Below are 19550 nucleotides of genomic sequence, written 5' to 3' on the forward strand. Positions count from 1 at the left end.
AACAGAATTATCAACTCACTAAATTGGTTCAACTAATTACATAAGCACAGTGAAAGTGCATAACGACCAATTCGCAACGGAGACTGCAATAAAATGAGTGAAACGGTTACTCAAGTTCATAGCGCTGTACAAAGCCTAACCCAAAGTTCAGATACTCTATTTTTATTACTTGGCGCCATCATGGTATTTTTGATGCACGCAGGTTTTGCCTTTCTAGAAGTAGGGACAGTTCGTAAGAAAAACCAAGTGAATGCGTTAGTCAAAATCCTTGCCGATTTTGGTGTGTCTGGCATCGCGTACTTCTTCATAGGTTATTGGATCGCTTATGGCGGACATTTTTTCGCAGATGCTGAAACTTTGTCTCAGGCTAATGGCTATGAGTTAGTGAAGTTCTTCTTCCTGCTAACTTTTGCCGCTGCAATTCCAGCCATCGTTTCGGGGGGAATTGCAGAGCGAGCGCGTTTTTATCCTATTCTCATCGCAACATTCTTTACCGTAGGGCTCGTTTACCCACTATTTGAAGGCATGATTTGGAATGGTAACTTTGGCTTACAAGATTGGTTTGAAACTAACTTTGGCTATGGCTTCCACGATTTCGCGGGCTCAGTTGTCGTACATGGAGTGGGTGGCTGGATAGCATTAGTTGCCGTATATTTCCTTGGGATGCGTAAAGGCCGTGTTCGCGCGGGCAAGCACACTAACTTTGCGCCTTCCAACATACCATTCTTAGCCCTTGGCGCGTGGATCCTTTGTGTCGGTTGGTTTGGTTTTAATGTAATGTCCGCGCAAGCGGTAAACGGGATCAGCGGCCTAGTGGCGATGAACTCTTTACTTGCGATGATAGGCGGGATCTTGGCAGCTCTCATTGCGGGTAAGAATGACCCAGGGTTTATTCACAATGGACCGTTAGCTGGCCTAGTTGCAATATGTGCAGGATCGGACCTCATGCATCCAATTGGCGCTCTCATCACAGGTGGAGTAGCTGGCGCGTTATTTGTTTATCTGTTTACCTACATGCAGAACAAAACCAAAATTGATGACGTACTTGGTGTTTGGCCACTTCACGGCGTCTGTGGCGCTTGGGGTGGAATCGCCGCAGGTATCTTCGGCCAACAAGCACTTGGCGGGCTAGGTGGCGTTAGCTTAACTGTTCAAGTTTTAGGAACTATTGCAGGTATTGTCGTTGCTTTAGCTGGCGCTCTGTTGGTATACGGAATCTTAGACAAATTAACAGGGTTACGTCTAAGTGAAGAAGATGAGTTCAATGGTGCGGATTTAGCAATCCATAAGATTTCTTCAATCAACGAAGATTAACCTCGTTTCAAACATTATCGAGGCGGCTGATGTCGCCTTTTTCTTTTCCATGCACTCTCTTAAACGCTTTAAATCACATATCTTTAATGATTCCATAAAGTTACGACTATAGTCTAAGCCCTAACGCTATTGTTGGTATTTCAACAATGCTAAGCTTATTTCTAGGCTAGTTAGATAAGGATGTTGTATGAACTTCCCATATAGAAATATTGTCATTTTAACCGGAGCAGGGATTTCCGCTGAGTCAGGGATTCAAACATTCCGCGCTCAGGATGGTTTATGGGAAAACCATAAAATTGAAGATGTTGCGACACCTGAAGGCTTCGAGAGAAACCCTGATTTAGTGCAGGAGTTTTATAACCAACGCAGAGAAAAGCTTCAGCAAGAAAGCATACTCCCGAATGCAGCACATAAAGCGTTAGGAGAACTCGAGGCTAAGATCGATGGAAAAGTCACCATCATTACACAGAATATCGATAACTTGCATGAACGCGGTGGGAGTAACAACATTATCCACATGCATGGTGAATTGCTCAAAGCGCGTTGCAGCGAGTCAAATCAGGTTATAGAGCATAAAGGTAAAATCGAAACAGGCGAGCTATGCCATTGCTGCCAAATTCCGGCGCAAATGCGCCCACATATTGTCTGGTTTGGAGAAATGCCGCTGAGGATGGGGGATATCTATTCATCTCTTGAAGAAGCGGACCTGTTTGTATCTATCGGTACATCTGGCGTAGTGTATCCGGCTGCTGGGTTTGTTCATGATGCCAAAATGCATGGCGCTCATACTATTGAAATTAACTTAGAACCGAGTGCGGTAGAAAGTGAATTCGAAGAAAAGCGTTATGGTAAAGCCAGCATAGAAGTGCCTAGATTGGTTAATGAAATCCTAGGCGTGGAAACGGAATCAAAAAGCGCTTAACTCAAATTAAAAAGACACCGAATTGGTGTCTTTTTGTTTTTAAAGCTGGAAATCAAGAGGTGCTGTGATGATTGTCAGTCTTCATCGATTTCTTCATTTCATACATTGCTTTGTCAGACTTATCTAATGCCTGATGGAAATTTTCACGCGACGTATGTTCGACTCCGTAAGAAAAAGAGATTTGCTCGCCATCGAGTAAATTTTTCACCTGAGCTATTAGTTCTTCAGCTCGCCCTTCATTAGCCGTAATCACAAACTCATCGCCACCGACTCGAAATGCCATTTCATTTCCAACGGTACACTGAGCCAAAACTTGTGAAAAACGAACTAACATTAAGTCGCCAACACTATGGCCTTTACGATCATTCACGAGTTTTAGGCCGTTCAAATCAAAGTAGATCAGATCAAAAGATTTTAACTTAATATCAGTGAGCTTCTTGCGGTTGTATAAGCCTGTAAGCTCGTCGATAGAGTTCTGCTCTCTAAGTTTGAGCGTAATTTCCGTTAGGCCGAAAGCGATAAGTAGGAAAGAGATCTGTAGTAAACCATCTTCTAAGAAGGTGTCGATGAACTCGTATTGGTCGGCAACTCTATCTAAGTAGGCTATCTCGGTGATGACGTCATAAGTTTTATTGAAGAGAAGCAGCCATGCTCCGTACTTCAATTTCTTATTACGGCCGATAGATTTCTTTGCCACTGTACAAATGTATAAGACGATCACTAACGTGTTAGTTTCAAAGAAAAGGTCGTAGTTCGAATCTATATCGGTAATGGTGCTTACCCCAAGCATTATGAAAGATGCAAGGAGCATGAATGTCACGATGATGAGCAGCGGGTGAGTGTGGGACATCTATATAGCGTACCAAATATTGTTTAAAAGGAAGCCTATATAAAGTGTAGATAAAAATAAAGCGGCATGCGCCGCTTTATTCATCAATCAAAAGTAAATCAGTTGTTTACTTTAAGTTTTTGGAAGTACTCGTCATAAATGACGCTCGCTTCACCTACTTCATCTTGCCAAACACCGCTATCCATTACTGATTGAGGTGGGAAGATGTTTTTGTCGTTTGCAAATTCTTCAGGAAGTAGAGGGTATGCCGACTTAACTGGCGTTGGGTAACCAATCTCTAGAGCAATCTTAGCCGCATTTTCAGGACGCAATAAGAAATCAATCATCTTATGTGCTGCGTCTACGTTTTTAGCGCCTGAAGGGATCGCTAAGCTATCCATCCAGAAGATAGTGCCTTTTTCAGGCCAAATGATATCGATTGTCGCGCCTTCTTGACGAGCCATGTAAGCTGAGCCATTCCACAGCATGCCAAGAGACACTTCGCCCGCTAAATAAGGGTTAGCTGGGAAGTCAGAGTTAAATACCAACACGTTTGGCATTAGCTTTTTCAACTCTTCGTAAGCGGCTTTGATTTCGTCAGGGTTAGTCGTGTTAGGCGAGTAACCTAGCTTGCTCAGTGCAATGTGAAAAACTTCACGTGAGTCATCCATCATCATTAGCTGGCCTTCCCATTGTGTATCCCACAGGTCATCCCATGAAGATACTGATGAGCTATCTAGCATGTCAGAATTGATACCAATACCTGTTGCACCCCAAATGTAAGGAATCGAATAGCTGTTGCTTGGATCGAAAGCCTTATCTAGGTAATTAGGATCAAGATCTTCAAAGTGGCTAAGCTTCTCTTTATCTAGTTTTTGTAGCATCCCTTCTTTACGCATTTTAGAAACAAAATACGTAGAAGGAACCACTAGATCGTAACCTGAACCCTGAGTTTTAAGCTTGGCGTACATGCTTTCGTTGGATTCGTACGTCGAATAGATAACCTTAATGCCAGTTTCTTTAGAGAAATCTTCAAGAACTTCGTTAGGAATGTATTCAGACCAATTGTAAAAATACAATTCTTGGTCAGCTGCGAAAGAGGGAGTTGAGATTAAAGTAGCAGCACACAATGCGCCGGTATACAGTGCTTTTTTCATTACTGTTCCGTTCATTTGTTTGGTTTGAAGCTGGGTAGCGAACCCAAAGTAAAACTGATTTATAAAAATTTGGTCCGGATTATATCAGCAGATAAATAAAATAGGCAGCCTTAGCTGCCTATCAAGTCAAAAAGATTGCTGTACTTATTGGCCAGCTTTCAATTTCATAAAGTACTCTTCGTACTTAACTGTTTTATCACCGACAGCTGATTGCCACTCAACGCGATCTAAATCTTCTTGCGAAGGGAACAGAGCAGGGCTGTCCTTGAATTTTTCGTTAGAAGCTTTAACAGCAGTTAGATAACCAGTATCGCGAGAAATTTGCTCTGCAATTTCAGGGCGAAGTAAGAAATCAATCATCTTATGTGCTGCTTCTACATTTTTGGCACCAGAGCTAATCGCAAAGTTATCTACCCAGCCAATTCCGCCTTCTTTAGGGAAAACCAGTTTAATCGGTAAACCTTCGTTTTGAGCTGCAGCAGCAGAACCATTCCACAACATGCCGAGACCCACCTCGCCAGACATATATGGTGCACCTGGGTTGTCAGAATTGAAAACAAGTACGTTTGGCATTAGTTTTTGTAACTCGGCATATGCTTCGTCGATCTGCTTCTCATCTGTTGTGTTGCCCGAATAGCCTAACTTACGTAATGCGATGTGGAACACCTCACGAGTGTCATCCATCATCATTAGTTGGCCTTCTAGTTCAGGCTTCCACAAATCGGCCCAGCTCTGAAAGTCTTCTGGGTCATACATGTCGGTATTTACCGCTAGCCCAGTAATCGCAACAACGTGAGGGATAGAGTAGTCATTACTTGGGTCGTAAGCCTTATCTAAGTAATTTTCATCAAGATTATTGAAGTTGCTTAGCTTAGTCTTATCGATTTTTTGTAGCATGCCTTCATCGCGCATCTTCGAGACAAAATACGTCGATGGCACCACTAAGTCGTAGCCCTTGTTATGAGTTTTTAGCTTCGCGTATAAAGTTTCGTTCGACTCGTAAGTCGAATAGATAACCTTGATACCGGTTTCATCCGTAAACTGCTCTAGAAGCGAACTATTGATGTACGGCCCCCAGTTCATAAATACGAGTTCATTATTCTCGTCCGCTGACACTGCTCCTGAAAACATTGAAAGCGCACATGCACTACCAGCTAATAAAGTAGCCCATTTTTTCATTGACGTTAGCTCCAAACTAAACGTTGCCATAAAGGCAGTAGATAGAAAAACAGAATGGAACATTCCATTCTGTTTATGTAATTCGATGCGAAGTCTACTTTATTTTGTCTCTTGCTAACAACTGCGAAGTGACAACAAGTACCAAAGAAACCACAAGCATGACAGTTGCGAGCGCGTTTACCTCTGGGGAAATACCGACTTTAACCATCGAATAAATCTTTAACGGTAGAATTTCGTATGTTGGCCCAGTAACAAATGAGCTAATAATTACGTCATCGAGCGACAAGGTAAAACTCAATAGCCAGCCAGCTGCGACCGCAGGCTTTGCTAGTGGAAGGATGATCTGTTTCAAAATCGTCCACTCGCTTGCACCTAAATCTTTGGCCGCTTCTAACATCTTCACATCAAAACCGTTGAGTCGGCTGTATACGGTTACCACAACAAACGGTAAGCAAAACGTAATATGCGCGACCAATAACGTGAAGAAGCCAAGCTGTACACCCATGACTAAGAATAGGGCAAGTAACGAAATGGCCATTACAATATCTGGCGACATCATTACGATGAACAGCATGGTGTTAACTGCGCCTTTGCCTTTGAATTTGTAGCGAAATAAAGCCACTGCAGTCAGGCTGCCAATTAAGGTAGCAGCTGTCGCGGAAAATATCGCAACGTTCAGTGAATGCCACGCCGCTTGCATCAAGCTATCGTTATTAATGAGCGCATCATACCACTTAGTGGTAAAGCCACCCCATTTCATTCCAAACTTGTTGGAGTTAAAAGAGTTCGCTATCAAGACAATAATTGGCAAGTACAAAAACGCGTAAACTAAAGCCATGAAGCTAATTTTAACTGTACGGCCCATTAGTCTAGCTCCACTTTTCTATTCATCAGCTTTCCAGCTCGGTAGTAGGCGTAAAGCATGATCGCCATTGCCATAGTAAGCGCTATGCTCGTTGCCGCGCCAAAAGGCCAATCTCTGGCGTTAAGCACTTGGCTCTTAATCACGTTACCAATCAGTAAGTTCTTCGCTCCACCTAATAGATCAGCGATGTAGAACATACCAAGCGCCGGTAACAGCACTAATAAACAGCCCCCAATGATACCCGGCATAGTTAAAGGCAATACCACTTTAATCAGTGTTTGCAACTTGTTAGCACCTAAATCTTTAGCTGCTTCTAGATACGTATCGTCCAATTTTTCTATAGCCGAATACAAAGGCAAAATCATGAACGGTAGAAGGATATACACTAAACCAATCATCACTGCTGTTTCGCTGTACATGATGCGTAAAGGCTTATCGATAATATCCAGCGCCAATAAGCTTTTATTTAAAACGCCTTGTGTACCTAGTACGATCTTCAAACCATAAGTGCGAATCAAAGAGTTCGTCCAAAATGGAACGATCACCAAAAACAGCATAATTGGACGCCATTTTTCAGGCATTTTGGCAATGATGTAGGCAAATGGGTAACCAATCACTAAACACAGTAACGTCGCAACGATCGCCATGTAAAAAGAATGCCAAAGCACTTTTATGTACAGTGGATCCGCAAGGCGAATGTAGTTATCGAGAGTAAATGTCATCTCGATAAGATTGGCTTCATCACGAGTTAGGAAGCTTGTGCCAATAATCATCGCGTTAGGGATTAACACGAAGAGTGCTAGCCATCCGACAATTAACGTGATGATGGCTTTTTGCAGATTAAATGCTTTGCTCATCTTTCAACACCACTTCCCAGCTTTCTACCCATGTAATCGCGACTTTTTGACCTAATGAGTGATCCACATCTGGATCGTCTTCATTAAAGAACTCGCTGACCATTACACGCATACCTGACTCTAACTCGACAACCGAATCCAAAGTCATACCTTTATAGGTACGCTCGACAACGTGACCGACAATGCCGCGTTGTTCTGATTCTTTAATTTCTTCAATACGTAGATCTTCTGGGCGAAGTAACACTTGAAGCTTTTCACCTTCGAAAATATCTTGATCGTGATAAACGACACTTTCGATACCTTCGATTGTTGCCGAAATCTTTTTGTCATCAATGCGTGACTTAACAGTGGCATCAAAGACGTTTATCTCGCCGATAAAGCGCGCAACAAAAAGATTTTTAGGTTCTTCATAGATCTCTTTCGGCGTTCCGTCTTGCTCAATAACACCATCGCGCATAACGATAATGCGGTCAGACATCGACAAGGCTTCTTCTTGATCGTGAGTAACGAAGATGAAAGTAATACCAAGTTGTCTCTGCAGCTGTTTTAGCTCAATCTGCATCTGCTTACGAAGTTTGTAATCAAGTGCTGAAAGCGATTCATCAAGTAACAAGACTTTTGGTTTGTTAACTACTGCACGAGCAATAGCAATACGTTGCTGCTGTCCACCTGATAATTGGTGCGGCTTACGTTGGGCCATTTGTTCAAGGCGAACCATTTTAAGAGCTTCAATTACTCGAGGCTCTATTTCATTACTTGGTACCTTTTGCATTTTTAGACCAAAAGCAACGTTTTCAAATACGGTCATATGCGGGAAGAGCGCATAGCTTTGGAATACAGTATTGACGTGCCTATGTTCAGCAGGAGTTTGGGTTACGTTTTGATCTGCCAATAGTATTTCACCACTATCTGCGGTTTCAAAACCTGCAATCATTCTAAGCACCGTGGTTTTACCGCAACCAGAAGGGCCTAATATAGTGAGAAACTCACCGTGATTTACATTTAAATCAAGATTGCCGATGACTTCCTTACCATCGAAACTTTTACTAATACCAGTTAGCTCGACAACTGGTTTTCCTACTGATTGATTAGCGTTCAATGTCTGTTTTTCTCCACCTTGGTCCTAATAGTTCGACCGGTTGCTATACACTTTTGAGGCGCGCATCATAATCACCAAAAGTGTGAAATCAAAGCATTTTTTCTTGTTGAAAGATAAAAAATTTTACAGGTAAAAGTAAACATTCCTTACCATACTGTAATTAACGGGTTTGCTAGCTTGTTAAGTGGTTAATTATCAATCAAAAAGACGATAAAGCAAGGCTTGTTACAGAATCAGATTTTAGTTTGGATACGACATATGCGTATAATGAAGCCAAATTTTTATCAACAAGTTAGGTGGCTTCTAATTAGTAAGCAAACCTAGGAAGTAATATGAATAACGATATTGAAAAAGATTTCAATTTGGGCGGAAACATTGAGCGCGCTTTGTCTGGCGATTATGAGCTAAAAGCAACGGCTGTATTTCAAGAAGCTTGGAAGCATACTGTTAGCAATTTCTTATCTTTTTCGCCAGCAATCATCGCGTTACTGTTCGTTCAACTCGCCATTTTCTATATTGCGTTACAACTGCAACTTGGCGACCCTGGCATCATTCTAGAGGCATTTAAGGATCCTGAATTATTTGGGCCTCATATCGTCGAGTCTATCTTTATTGCCAACTTCAGCTATGAAGTGGTGAGTGCTCCTATTTATGCCGGCATCAGCCTAATGGCAATGAGCCATGCGGCAGGACTTAAAACAAAGATCCGCCACATCGGTAAAGGTCTGCAGTTTACCGTCCCTGTAATTATGGCCACGATGTTCAGCTTAATGCTGCAAGGGCTATCAGGAATGCTATTACCATTCTTGTCTATGTACTTTTCTCTGGCGTTCAGTCATTCAATTCTTTTGATTTGTGAAAAACGTGTTCCACCAATGCAGTCGTTACTTCTTTCGCTACGAGCGGTAAACAAGAAAATTTTTGTTGTCGCAACAGTATATTTAGCTGTGATGCTGATGTTTATTGTTGCTGCAATGATGTATGGGATTGGTCTAATTTTCGTTTTACCTTTCTTCTTCCACGTAAAAGGTATTCTTTATCGCGAGATGTTTGGTATTAAATTGCAAATTGTTGCTTCAGAACGACCAAAAGACGACGATGACGAAGATAAAAACCCGCAGGTGTTTAATGCCTAAAAATGATCTAACTAAGGCAGGAGCTCGCATTCTCGCGATCTCCGCCTTTGGTGCACTTTCAGCCGTCGGACCATACCTCTATGAATCTGAAGAAAGGCGCCAAAAGAAACAAGTAGAAACTGAAACGGCTTCTGAGCAAGTTACGTCAACGCCACCAAAACTGCCAACCAGCACTCCAGATTTCTCCGCGATTAAAGATACAAAACAGAAAAAGCAAGCGTTCTTCGACTATTTGCGCCCTAGTATTACTATCGAAAACAACCGCATATTGAAAGAAAGGGCATTCCTAAATCGCTTGCTAGAAACTGAAGAAGCTTGGACATCGGAGCAAACGCTCTATGCTAAACGATTAGGAAAGCTATACAGTTTACCGCTACCTCAAAACAAGATTGATTCTGAGTGGATTCAAGAAATGCTTGCTCGAGTCAATATACTTCCTGAAGCACTCGTATTAACACAAGCTGCTAACGAATCAGCTTGGGGCACATCTCGGTTTGCAACAGAAGCCAGTAACTTCTTCGGCCACTGGTGCTATACCAAAGGCTGTGGACTGGTTCCTTTACAACGAAATGAAGGAAGCACGCACGAAGTCGCGAAGTTTAAGTCCAGTCAAGAATCGGTCCACCGGTACTTCATGAACGTTAACCGCAACCGCGCTTATGTTGATTTACGTAACATCCGCTCAGAGTTAATGGCGAACAACGTAGATTTAACGACTCCTGAAACGGCAACTAAATTGAGCAACGGCTTATTAAAATATTCAGAAAGAGGTGTAGATTATGTCACTGATCTTCAAGCAATGATCAGACATAATTCGTCTTTCTGGGTCCAATAATTTAAATAGAAATCTAATAATGAAAAAAACAACGCTAGCATTACTTACTATGCTTGGATTTACCTGTGCCTTGCCTGTCGCGGCTCAGGAATATATGTTCACCTATTCAAAGCTTTACACCCAATTAAAGAACAACGCGAAAGAAGGGCACGATGACGTGAAAGTCGGCGTGTTTTTCGTTAATGCTGAGACTAAACAGATCTGTACCATCGAAAAAGCATGGATGGAAAAAGAAGAGCATTATGAAGAGTTCGTGATTCCAGACAACAATGAACTGCCTCTGCCAGTGGATAACAACCTTCGCTCAGCGAATCCACTAGTATTCGTCCAAACTCAAGCAGAAGGCCAATGTGACTACTCGCTGGTAGTAATGACGAAAAACAATCTAGAGGGTACGGTGACATACGAGCAAGTAGAAACCTTGCTACCACAAATGCAAGCAATGCTTGAAGATCTAAGTGGTATGTTTTCAAGCTGGTTTACCCCCGACATTACCGGTGTAACGCTAGAATTTGCTAATCGACTGAATGGTCAAATTGAATTATCAAATGGCAAAGTTGTACCGATTGAACAAGGCAAAGCGCAGCTAACATTAGCTGAAATTGGGCAAGGAGGCTCTATGGTTCTACCAGAGCCGACACAACGAGTTTTACCTTACATCTCTCCGCAATAAATAACTTGAGTTTTATTTTAATGGGTAGCATTTGCTACCCATTTTTGTAAGTAACAACCAACACACTGCAGTGTTGCCCTATATCAAGTAATTACCAATCTTTATGTCAGCAGAAGGTTCCCACACCATTCAAAAAACCGTATAATCCGCGCCCTATAAAGAATCCATCTAGGAATCAACCGTCGTTATTTTCGACAGTATGAGAAGTCGCAATGAATCAAAAAGATACAAGAAAAGAAACACTTGAATTCAACAAACTCCAGAAGCGTCTTAGGAGAAATGTTGGCAATGCTATTATCGATTACAACATGATCGAAGAAAATGATGTAGTAATGGCATGTATCAGTGGTGGTAAAGACTCATTTGCGATGCTAGATATTCTACTTAAGCTTAAGCAAGCTGCGCCAATCAATTTCGATGTAGTAGCAGTAAACCTAGACCAGAAGCAACCAGGCTTCCCAGAGCATATCCTTCCAGATTACTTTGAAACTCTGAATATTCCTTACTACATCGTAGACAAAGACACATATTCAGTAGTAAAAGAGAAAGTGCCAGAAGGTAAAACAACATGTGGCCTGTGCTCACGCCTACGACGCGGTACTTTATATTCGTTTGCTGAGAAAATTGGCGCTACGAAAATCGCTCTGGGCCACCACTTGGATGATATTGTGGAAACTATGTTCCTAAACATGTTCCATGGCGCTCGCCTAAAAGCAATGCCACCAAAACTTCGCTCAGACGATGGCCGTAACGTGGTGATTCGCCCGCTGACTTACTGCCGTGAAGAAGACTTAATTAAATACGCAGAGCACAAAGAGTTTCCTATCATTCCTTGTAACCTATGTGGTTCACAAGAAAACTTACAGCGCCAATCAATCAAAGCAATGTTAATCGATTGGGATAAAAAGACTCCAGGCCGCGTAGAAAAGATCTTTAAGTCGATTCAAAACGTTAGCCCGAGTCAACTCGCTGATAGAGAGCTATTCGACTTTGTGAACTTACCGATTGATCGTGAAGGTAATAGGGAAGAGTACGAATTTACTGAAGCAACAGTATCTTCGACCAATATTGACGAATCGATGTTCATCGATGTGACGAATATTTAAAACGCAGATTTAGAATAAAAAAACCAAGCTTAAGGCTTGGTTTTTTCTTTTTAGGATACGCTTGACACCGTTAAAGCTAGATTAACGAACTACGCCACATGGTTAGGATCGAGCGGGCTAACATAGCCTTTCGGTTTGAGTGCTAGCACATCACAGTTAATCTTATCGATAACATGTTCTGCGGTGTTCCCAATAAAGACAGCAGAGAGCCCTGTACGTCCAGTAGTGCCCAAAATAACCATCGCTGCATTATGTTTTTGTACGGCTTCAGGAATCACATCTTCCGGTAAGCCTTGCTCAACAATAGTCTGTTCTTCATCTACACCATGTTTTTGTCTTAACGCTTTCATTGACGTTAAATGGTGTCCGCGAACGGCATCAGTGTACGAGGTTGGGTCAAACTCTGGAAGTTCAATCGTAATATTGGCAGGCGTAACAGGGTAGGCATTAACGATAAATGGCTTGGCATCGAGGCGACCAGAGATTTCTAACAAACGCTCTACCATAGTGTCGTTCAGTTCGACATGAGTGTCACTTTCTGAGCCTACATGAACGGAAGCCAAAATGTTAGCTTGTTCTGGCCAGTAGGCATTCTTAACCAACAGAACAGGGCATGGGCATTTTCTTAGTAAATGCCAATCCGTTGGAGTAAAGATGACGGATTCAAGCGTGTCATGTTTTCGCGTGCCTTTAATCAAAACATCATGCCCAGAGCCAAACACCTCAGCGATGATCGCTTCATAAGGGCGGTTATGCCAAACAACCTTCACCTCAAATTCAATAGAATCATCTATATAAGGCTCAGCTACCTTTTTCATCCACTGCTCACGCTGACCGATCACACCGCGCCGCATAGCATCGCGTTCATCAATGGAAAGCATGGAAGTCATTTCATAGGAAAAATCGTAAATAGACAGAAAGAAAGTCACTCGACTCTTAGATACACTTTTTTTTGCTAGCTGAATAGCACGTGCAAGAGCAGGTTGCTCATCATCATTAATATCGGCAACAACAAGGATTTTACTATAAATACTCATAACTAAGCCTACTATAGGAACGAAACCATATAGTTAATGTAGCTTAGATGATTTAAGAAGAAGAGAAATAAAAGAGGATTTAGATAAGAAACTTGATGTAGCTCATTATAGAGCTACATCATTGATAAATAAGTTATTCTTTTGAAACGCCAGCCAACTCCATTAGAGCATCGTGATCTTCAATAGTAATATATTTACCTTTCACACTTAGAATGTCGGCTTTTTGGAAACGACCAAGTAGGCGGCTGATTGTTTCGACAGTCAAACCTAAGTAATTACCAATGTCACCACGAGTCATCGTCAAACGGAACTCTCTTGGGCTAAAGCCACGCTGAGAGAAGCGAGTAGACAAGTTATATAGGAAAGCCGCTAAGCGCTCTTCTGCATTCTTCTTCGAAAGCAGTAGAATCATTTCTTGATCGCCTTTGATCTCGTTACTCATCAAACGCATGATCTGCTGGCGAAGTTTTGGCATTTTTCCTGATAAGTCATCTAAGATTTCGTAAGGAATCTCACAAACCATTGAAGTCTCAAGAGCTTGAGCAAAACTAGGGTGGATGTCTTCTGTAATAGCGTCAAAACCAACTAAGTCGCCAGCAAGGTGGAATGCTGTAATTTGCTCATCACCTTGTTCGGTGATTGTGTAGCTCTTAATTGTGCCAGAGCGAATAGCATATAGAGACTTCAATTCGTCTCCTGCTTTAAATAGCTCTTGGCCTTTTTGGATAGGCTTCTTACGCTCGATGATTTGATCTAACTGATCAAGCTCATTTTCGCTTAGAGTAAAAGGGATACACAGTTGGCTGATGCTGCAATCTTGACAATGAATAGCACAACCACCTGACTGAACACGTTTCGTCACAGGCTTTTCAGAAATCATAATAATCTTTCACTATTTGATATACGTCAATATTTTAGCATCCATTAATACTAATGGATAGTAAAAAAACAGCATTAAAAGAATGGTTATACGGTATAAAAAAGAAGCGTTAATGCGTCATAACCGGTGTATAAACCATAAGACAAGATTGCTAAAGCACCAGCTTGGCGAAATAATTGAGATTGTTGCAGTTTTTTAAGAAATGAAGCGCCGTACCCAACTGTCAACATAGCTGGTAGGGTGCCTAAGCCGAAAGCAAGCATGATCGATCCACCTTCTAGCCAACCTCCAGACACAGCAGACCAAGTTAAAGTTGAGTAAACTAACCCGCAAGGCAACCATCCCCAAATAAACCCAAAAGGTAAGGCATGGGTAGGGTGCTTCAACGGTAAAATAGATTGCCCTAAAGGTGAGATAACCTTCCAAACAAACTGGCCTATTTTCTCAACGGTCAGTAAACCATGCCACCACTTCCCGATATAAAGCGCTAGCAAGATCATAAAGACAGCTGCGACTAAACGCAGCCACACGAGAGCACTATTGATTTCACTAAACTGAGAAATACTGGAAACCGCCCCGCCAATTATTGCACCGATAATGAAATAACTGAGTAAACGGCCTGTATTATAAAAGAGTGGGGTAAGTACTTTACTTTGCGTTGATTGATTACCAAGGGACAATACAGACGCAATGCCACCACACATCCCCATGCAGTGGCCAGCGCCGATCAGGCCAACAAAAAATGCTCCGATCCAATCAGGGTTCATTTCTTAGCTGAAGCCTTAGACTGATCGCTATCTTCCTCATCGAACAAGATGTTATGACCTTGACGCTCTAAATCCTCAAATTGTTCACTTTTAACAGCCCATAAAAATACAGCGACAGCTGCACATACGAGAATAATAGCGATTGGAATCAATATATATAAACTTTCCATTACTTACCTTGTTCTTTAAGCAGCCTTAAAGAGTTGGAAACAACAATAATTGAACTTGCGGACATACCTACAACTGCAATATATGGAGCGACTAAACCAGCAACCGCTAACGGCAGAATTAAAAGATTATACCCTAATGACCACGCTAAGTTCTCTCGAATAATCTTGCGAGTTTTTAGAGCAAGCTGGCGAGCTTCTAAGAGCTTATCTAATCGGTCACCGAGCAAAACCATATCAGCAGATGCTTTCGCCACATCGGTACCACCGCCCATTGCAACAGATAAATGCGCACCAGCCAACGTCGGCGCATCATTAATACCGTCTCCAACCATCATAGTGATATCACGGCCATCAGTGCTATTAAGGTACTTCAATTTATCCTCAGGGCTTGCACCAGCAACAATATCTGTAATACCAATCTTCGCGGCGACTGGCTTTGCATTTGACATAGAGTCGCCAGTCAGCAGGGTAGTCTTTATACCTGCAGCTCGGAATTTTTCGATTAACTCTGCGCTTTCTTTTCGAATAGGATCTTCATAAACAAAAGTCGCAACATGATTGCCTTCGATTGCCAGGTAAATACCATTACATTTGGCATTAACATCGTCACCTAAAATGAATTTCGCACTACCTATGGTCACTTTCTTTCCTTGCCACTCACCTTCGATACCAGAACCAATAATATTTGTTACCGAGTTGACTTTAACGCTTGAGTCAAAGTATTCATCGAATGCTTTGGCAATTGGATGATTAGCATGTTGCTCTAGGCTTGCTGCAACTTTAAAACAGGTATCCTTGTCGAGATCCGAATACAAGATTACATCAGCAATTTGTATATTTCCTTCAGTAAGCGTACCCGTTTTATCAATGATCAGATGATTTACTTTGCACAGCGTTTCGAAAACATGGCCTTTACGCAATAGGATTCCAAAGTTCCCCATGCGTGATGTAGAACAAGTAAGGGCCGTTGGCGTCGCAAGTGAAAGAGCACAAGGGCAAGTCGCCACCAAGACAGACAGCATAATCCAGAAAGCGTCTTCCGGCCTTGCGTCATGCCAATAAAACCAAGTTGCAAATGAAACGATCAAAATGACCGCAACAAAATATCGAGCCACAATGTCCGCTATCTCGGCAATACGAGGTTTAGACAATTGAGCCTCATCTTGGAGGCGGACAATGTTAGAGATCATCGAGTCCGCTTTAGAAGTAGTAACTTCTAACTCGAATGATTCGTCGCCATTAAGAGTACCTGCAAAAACGCTATCACCATGTTGTTTAACAACGTGGATAGATTCACCAGTTAACATCGACTCATCAATATGGATACGCCCCGAGAGAACCAATCCATCAGCTGGGATATGTTCCCCCGGTAAAACACGTATTTTATCACCAACTTTTAATGTCTTAACTGGAATCTGCTCCCCATCTAAGGTTGTCGCCATCGCTGGAATCAGTTTTAACAGGTTACCACTTGCAGCCGCAGCTTTACGGCGTGCTCGCATTTCCAAAAAGCGCCCCAGAAGCAAGAAGAAAGTAAACATTGAGATAGACTCAAAGAAGACTTCTCCTTTGTCGGTCACTGTCGCAACCAAGCTCGCGAAATAAGCGAACAATAAAGCAATCGAAACCGGGACATCCATTCCAAGCGTGCGGCCTTTAAGGCTGCGCCAAGCATTGATGTAAAACGGTAGAGCAGAATATAAAAGAACAGGAGTTGCGAAGATTAAACTCACCCAGCGAAAGTAGTTTCTAAATTCAGGCTCTAAACTACCAAAAACTTCAAGGTATAAAGCAACAGCAAGCATCATCACTTGCATTGTCGCTAGGCCAGCAACACCGAGTCGATATAGGTACTGCTTCATCGAATGATGATACGCAGCTTCTTGCTTGTCTGCTTCAAATGGAGCCGCTTTATAGCCAAGCTCATGAATAGAAGAAAGCAACGCACTCAAGCGTACTTTGGAATTATCCCAAGATAATAGGGCGCGGTTTGTCGTTGTATTGACACGTATCGACACAACGCCAGGTTGAGCCGCAACTTTCTTTTCGATTAACCATGCACAAGCGGCACAAGACACTCCTTCTAGTGAAAGGGAAACTTGCGCCGAATCTTCTACATGTCTTACGAACTCTTGTTGGACATCAGCATTGTCATAATGGGCAAGTGAGCGAAGTTGCTCTGGCACTAAATCAGCTTTCTCAGCTGGAGCAGTACGATACTGGTAATAGGAGCTCAGCCCGCTGTCTATAATGGTTTGAGAGACACTTTCACAACCAGGGCAACACATGGTTCGTAGTTGCCCTAAAATCTCTACTTTAAAATCCGTATTTACTGGTACTTCTTCACCGCAGTGATAACAGGATTCACACATAATTAGTTCATTAAGTCAGTAGTAGTTTCAGTTGGAAAGTTTACGCGGCCTTGAATCAACCACTCTTCGTTATGAGGGGTGATTTCAATAAACCATGGGCCTTGAATTTCTTGAGAAGGAGTCACACGATAGTTACCTTTAGCATCTGCTGTCAGTAGCTCGGTGAAGTCACGATCTGGAAGTGTTCTATGAACGAACATTGCTTTGATTGCAGGGAAGTGAGGTAGCTCACCTTTATCAAGCTTAATAGTAATTGAATTGCTTTCTGATTCGATTGAAGCTTTTAAGCCCAACTCTTCAGATACTTTGATTTTAGAAAGGTCAATATTAATGCCTTTACCTTTTTTATAGTAATCCTCAGTCACTAAGTGAACAGAGTTTTGCGTAAACACAGTTACAGTGATTACAGTCCAAACAACAACAGTCATAGGCAGGGCAATAAGGAACCACGGCCAGAATTGTTTATACCAAGGCTTTACCATAAAAAAGATCTCAACAGCTAAAATAAGAAAGTTTATAAACTATAGGAAAGACAGCCCCTTAGAAAGGGGCTGTTATTGAAATGTTACTTATTATCTGAGTTGCTTAAGCTCCACACATACGCAGAAACTAATTGAACCTTGTCTTCGCCTAGAATGTCCTTCCAAGCTGGCATTACACCAGAACGACCGTTCATTACAGTTTCAGTTACGTCTGCACGTGAATCGCCAAACAACCAATCGCGGTCAGTTAGATCCGGCGCACCAACTGCTGGGTTACCTTTACCATCTGTACCGTGACACGCTGCACAAACAACGAAACGAGCTTTACCTGCTTCTGCTTCACGAGCATTAACCGAACGACCCGATAGGCTTAGCGTATAGCTTACAACTTCCTTAACGCCTTGCTCACCTAGCGCATCTTTCCATGCTGGCATTTGGCCAACACGACCATGCAGAACAGTAGTTAAGATTGCTTGTGGTTCACCACCGTATAACCAAGCGTCATCAGTCAGGTTAGGGAAACCTTTCTGACCACGAGCATCCGAACCATGACACTGAGAACAGTTTTGTAGGAACAGACGTTGACCAACTTTAATCGCTTCAGAATCTTTAGCGATTTCAGGTAATGGGCGTAAACCGTCTTCGTTGTAGGCAAGCTGCTTAAATGCTTCACCGAAGTAGGTATCTGCATCGTCAAGCTCTTTCGCATACTGGTCAAGTTGCTTGTTAGACTGAGAAGCCGCAACAGAAGCACGAGATTCTTCAACAGTACGAACCGTTTGGTCTGAACTTGTCCAACCTAAAACACCCTTGAAGTTACCCAAGCCAGGGTAAAGGATGAAGTAAACCACTGCGAAAAAAAGTGTGCTAATAAATAGGTATGTCCACCATTTAGGAAGTGGGTTATTAAGCTCGCGAATACCATCGTATTCGTGGCCCATGTCATGACCTTCTTCTACACCTGTTTTATCGTTGGAACACCAACGAAGTAGGGCTGCACAGCCAATCAGCGTACCGATTGTGATTACTGTTACCCAAATACTCCAGAATGTACTCATTACTTCGTCACTCCTTGATTTTTATTTTTCGCAGGTGCTTCGTCAGCGAACACTAGGTTTGCATCTTCGTCGAAACGCGACTTACGGTTTTTACCGAAAGCCCACCAAACGATACCAATGAAACAAGCAAAAACGGTAACAGTCCAAATACTTTGAAAAGTAATAATATCCATAGTTATGCCTTATTTCATTGCATGACCAAGAGACTGAAGATAAGCGATGATTGCATCCATCTCTGTTTTACCTTCAACATCTTGTTTCGCATTTGCAATTTGCTCATCAGTGTATGGAACACCAAACTGATTGCGGAAAATTTCTAATTTCTGCTGAGTCAATTTGCCATCTAGTACATTATCTTCAAGCCATGGGAAACCAGGCATGTTCGATTCTGGAACTAGTTCGCGAGGGTCAATCAAGTGAACACGATGCCATTCATCAGAGTAACGATCGCCTACACGTGCTAGGTCAGGACCAGTACGCTTAGAACCCCATAAGAATGGGTGTTCCCACACACTTTCACCAGCAACTGAGTAGTGGCCGTAACGCTCTGTTTCAGAACGGAATGGACGGATCATTTGGCTGTGACAAACGTTACAACCTTCACGGATGTAAATATCACGACCTTCCATTTCCAAAGCAGAGTAAACGCGTAGGTTTTCTACAGGTTCAGTAGTTTGCTTTTGGAAAATTAGCGGAGTGATCTCTACTAGTGCACCAAAGCTGATCGCAATAACAATTAGGATAGCTAGTAAGCCAACATTTTTTTCGACTAATTCATGGCGATTGTTTGAATTTGAGCTCATTCTTTAATC

General features: G+C 42.2%; 21 protein-coding genes. 6 read left to right on the forward strand and 15 right to left on the reverse strand.

The window, feature by feature from the left end:
* The first annotated feature begins 93 nt into the window (after window positions 1–93).
* Window positions 94–1314: an ammonium transporter gene (locus tag ELZ11_RS19440; protein WP_137359039.1), complete on the forward strand. Its 1221-nt coding sequence runs from the start codon at window positions 94–96 to the stop codon at window positions 1312–1314.
* Window positions 1315–1501: 187 nt separating this feature from the next.
* A complete protein-coding gene (cobB, locus tag ELZ11_RS19445) occupies window positions 1502–2236 on the forward strand; it encodes a Sir2 family NAD+-dependent deacetylase (RefSeq protein ID WP_137359040.1) in 735 nt (244 codons plus the stop codon).
* Between the two features lie 52 nt (window positions 2237–2288).
* Here the strand turns inward: cobB and ELZ11_RS19450 are convergent, their stop codons facing one another.
* The 6 genes from ELZ11_RS19450 to potA form a co-directional block, all read right to left on the reverse strand.
* On the reverse strand, window positions 2289–3086 hold the full coding sequence (locus ELZ11_RS19450) for a GGDEF domain-containing protein (protein ID WP_244291686.1): 798 nt from the start codon (window positions 3084–3086) through the stop codon (window positions 2289–2291).
* 98 nt (window positions 3087–3184) lie between these two features.
* Window positions 3185–4222 (reverse strand): extracellular solute-binding protein, encoded by a 1038-nt coding sequence (locus ELZ11_RS19455; protein ID WP_137359041.1) that lies wholly within the window; start codon window positions 4220–4222, stop codon window positions 3185–3187.
* A gap of 144 nt (window positions 4223–4366) precedes the next feature.
* Window positions 4367–5401 (reverse strand): extracellular solute-binding protein, encoded by a 1035-nt coding sequence (locus ELZ11_RS19460; RefSeq protein WP_137359042.1) that lies wholly within the window; start codon window positions 5399–5401, stop codon window positions 4367–4369.
* Window positions 5402–5495: 94 nt separating this feature from the next.
* Window positions 5496–6266 (reverse strand): spermidine/putrescine ABC transporter permease PotC, encoded by a 771-nt coding sequence (potC, locus tag ELZ11_RS19465; RefSeq protein ID WP_137359043.1) that lies wholly within the window; start codon window positions 6264–6266, stop codon window positions 5496–5498.
* Entirely contained in the window at window positions 6266–7123 is an 858-nt protein-coding gene (gene potB, locus ELZ11_RS19470; protein WP_137359044.1) for a spermidine/putrescine ABC transporter permease PotB, read from the reverse strand. Before potB ends, potC begins: the two co-directional genes overlap by 1 nt.
* The gene (gene potA / locus ELZ11_RS19475) at window positions 7107–8222 is read right to left on the reverse strand and encodes a spermidine/putrescine ABC transporter ATP-binding protein PotA (protein ID WP_137359045.1); all 1116 of its coding nucleotides are present in this window, start codon (window positions 8220–8222) and stop codon (window positions 7107–7109) included. The genes potB and potA overlap by 17 nt, the downstream gene beginning before the upstream one ends.
* Before the next feature lie 332 nt (window positions 8223–8554).
* Here potA and ELZ11_RS19480 point away from each other — a divergent pair, with 332 nt between their 5' ends.
* From ELZ11_RS19480 to ttcA, 4 genes are all read left to right on the forward strand, one after another.
* Window positions 8555–9358, forward strand: a complete 804-nt coding sequence (locus ELZ11_RS19480; protein ID WP_137359046.1) for a DUF2189 domain-containing protein — start codon at window positions 8555–8557, stop codon at window positions 9356–9358.
* Window positions 9351–10193: a glucosaminidase domain-containing protein gene (locus ELZ11_RS19485; protein WP_137359047.1), complete on the forward strand. Its 843-nt coding sequence runs from the start codon at window positions 9351–9353 to the stop codon at window positions 10191–10193. The genes ELZ11_RS19480 and ELZ11_RS19485 overlap by 8 nt, the downstream gene beginning before the upstream one ends.
* 19 nt (window positions 10194–10212) lie before the next feature.
* On the forward strand, window positions 10213–10866 hold the full coding sequence (locus tag ELZ11_RS19490) for a DUF2987 domain-containing protein (RefSeq protein WP_137359048.1): 654 nt from the start codon (window positions 10213–10215) through the stop codon (window positions 10864–10866).
* 212 nt (window positions 10867–11078) lie between these two features.
* Window positions 11079–11972 (forward strand): tRNA 2-thiocytidine(32) synthetase TtcA, encoded by an 894-nt coding sequence (ttcA, locus tag ELZ11_RS19495; RefSeq protein WP_137359049.1) that lies wholly within the window; start codon window positions 11079–11081, stop codon window positions 11970–11972.
* A gap of 89 nt (window positions 11973–12061) precedes the next feature.
* Here the strand turns inward: ttcA and uspE are convergent, their stop codons facing one another.
* The 9 genes from uspE to ccoO all read right to left on the reverse strand — a co-directional run bounded on the left by uspE (window position 12062) and on the right by ccoO (window position 19541).
* The gene (gene uspE, locus ELZ11_RS19500; protein ID WP_137359050.1) at window positions 12062–13009 is read right to left on the reverse strand and encodes a universal stress protein UspE; all 948 of its coding nucleotides are present in this window, start codon (window positions 13007–13009) and stop codon (window positions 12062–12064) included.
* A gap of 133 nt (window positions 13010–13142) precedes the next feature.
* The gene (locus ELZ11_RS19505; RefSeq protein ID WP_137359051.1) at window positions 13143–13889 is read right to left on the reverse strand and encodes an FNR family transcription factor; all 747 of its coding nucleotides are present in this window, start codon (window positions 13887–13889) and stop codon (window positions 13143–13145) included.
* Between the two features lie 86 nt (window positions 13890–13975).
* Window positions 13976–14656, reverse strand: a complete 681-nt coding sequence (locus tag ELZ11_RS19510; RefSeq protein WP_137359052.1) for a sulfite exporter TauE/SafE family protein — start codon at window positions 14654–14656, stop codon at window positions 13976–13978.
* Window positions 14653–14826 (reverse strand): cbb3-type cytochrome oxidase assembly protein CcoS, encoded by a 174-nt coding sequence (gene ccoS, locus ELZ11_RS19515; protein ID WP_137359053.1) that lies wholly within the window; start codon window positions 14824–14826, stop codon window positions 14653–14655. The genes ELZ11_RS19510 and ccoS overlap by 4 nt, the downstream gene beginning before the upstream one ends.
* The gene (locus ELZ11_RS19520; RefSeq protein ID WP_137359054.1) at window positions 14826–17198 is read right to left on the reverse strand and encodes a heavy metal translocating P-type ATPase; all 2373 of its coding nucleotides are present in this window, start codon (window positions 17196–17198) and stop codon (window positions 14826–14828) included. The genes ccoS and ELZ11_RS19520 overlap by 1 nt, the downstream gene beginning before the upstream one ends.
* 2 nt (window positions 17199–17200) lie before the next feature.
* The gene (locus ELZ11_RS19525) at window positions 17201–17680 is read right to left on the reverse strand and encodes a FixH family protein (RefSeq protein WP_137359055.1); all 480 of its coding nucleotides are present in this window, start codon (window positions 17678–17680) and stop codon (window positions 17201–17203) included.
* An 83-nt stretch (window positions 17681–17763) separates the two neighbouring features.
* On the reverse strand, window positions 17764–18738 hold the full coding sequence (ccoP, locus tag ELZ11_RS19530; RefSeq protein WP_137359056.1) for a cytochrome-c oxidase, cbb3-type subunit III: 975 nt from the start codon (window positions 18736–18738) through the stop codon (window positions 17764–17766).
* Window positions 18738–18911 carry a cbb3-type cytochrome oxidase subunit 3 gene (locus ELZ11_RS19535; protein WP_137359057.1) on the reverse strand — a complete coding sequence of 58 codons (174 nt, stop codon included), beginning with the start codon at window positions 18909–18911 and terminating at the stop codon, window positions 18738–18740. Before ELZ11_RS19535 ends, ccoP begins: the two co-directional genes overlap by 1 nt.
* Window positions 18912–18920: 9 nt before the next feature.
* Complete coding sequence (gene ccoO, locus ELZ11_RS19540) at window positions 18921–19541, reverse strand: cytochrome-c oxidase, cbb3-type subunit II (RefSeq protein ID WP_137359058.1); 621 nt, start codon at window positions 19539–19541, stop codon at window positions 18921–18923.
* Between the last annotated feature and the right edge of the window lie 9 nt (window positions 19542–19550).

It is taken from the genome of Vibrio profundi (genome assembly GCF_005281835.1).
GTDB classification, from domain to species: Bacteria; Pseudomonadota; Gammaproteobacteria; order Enterobacterales; family Vibrionaceae; genus Vibrio; species Vibrio profundi.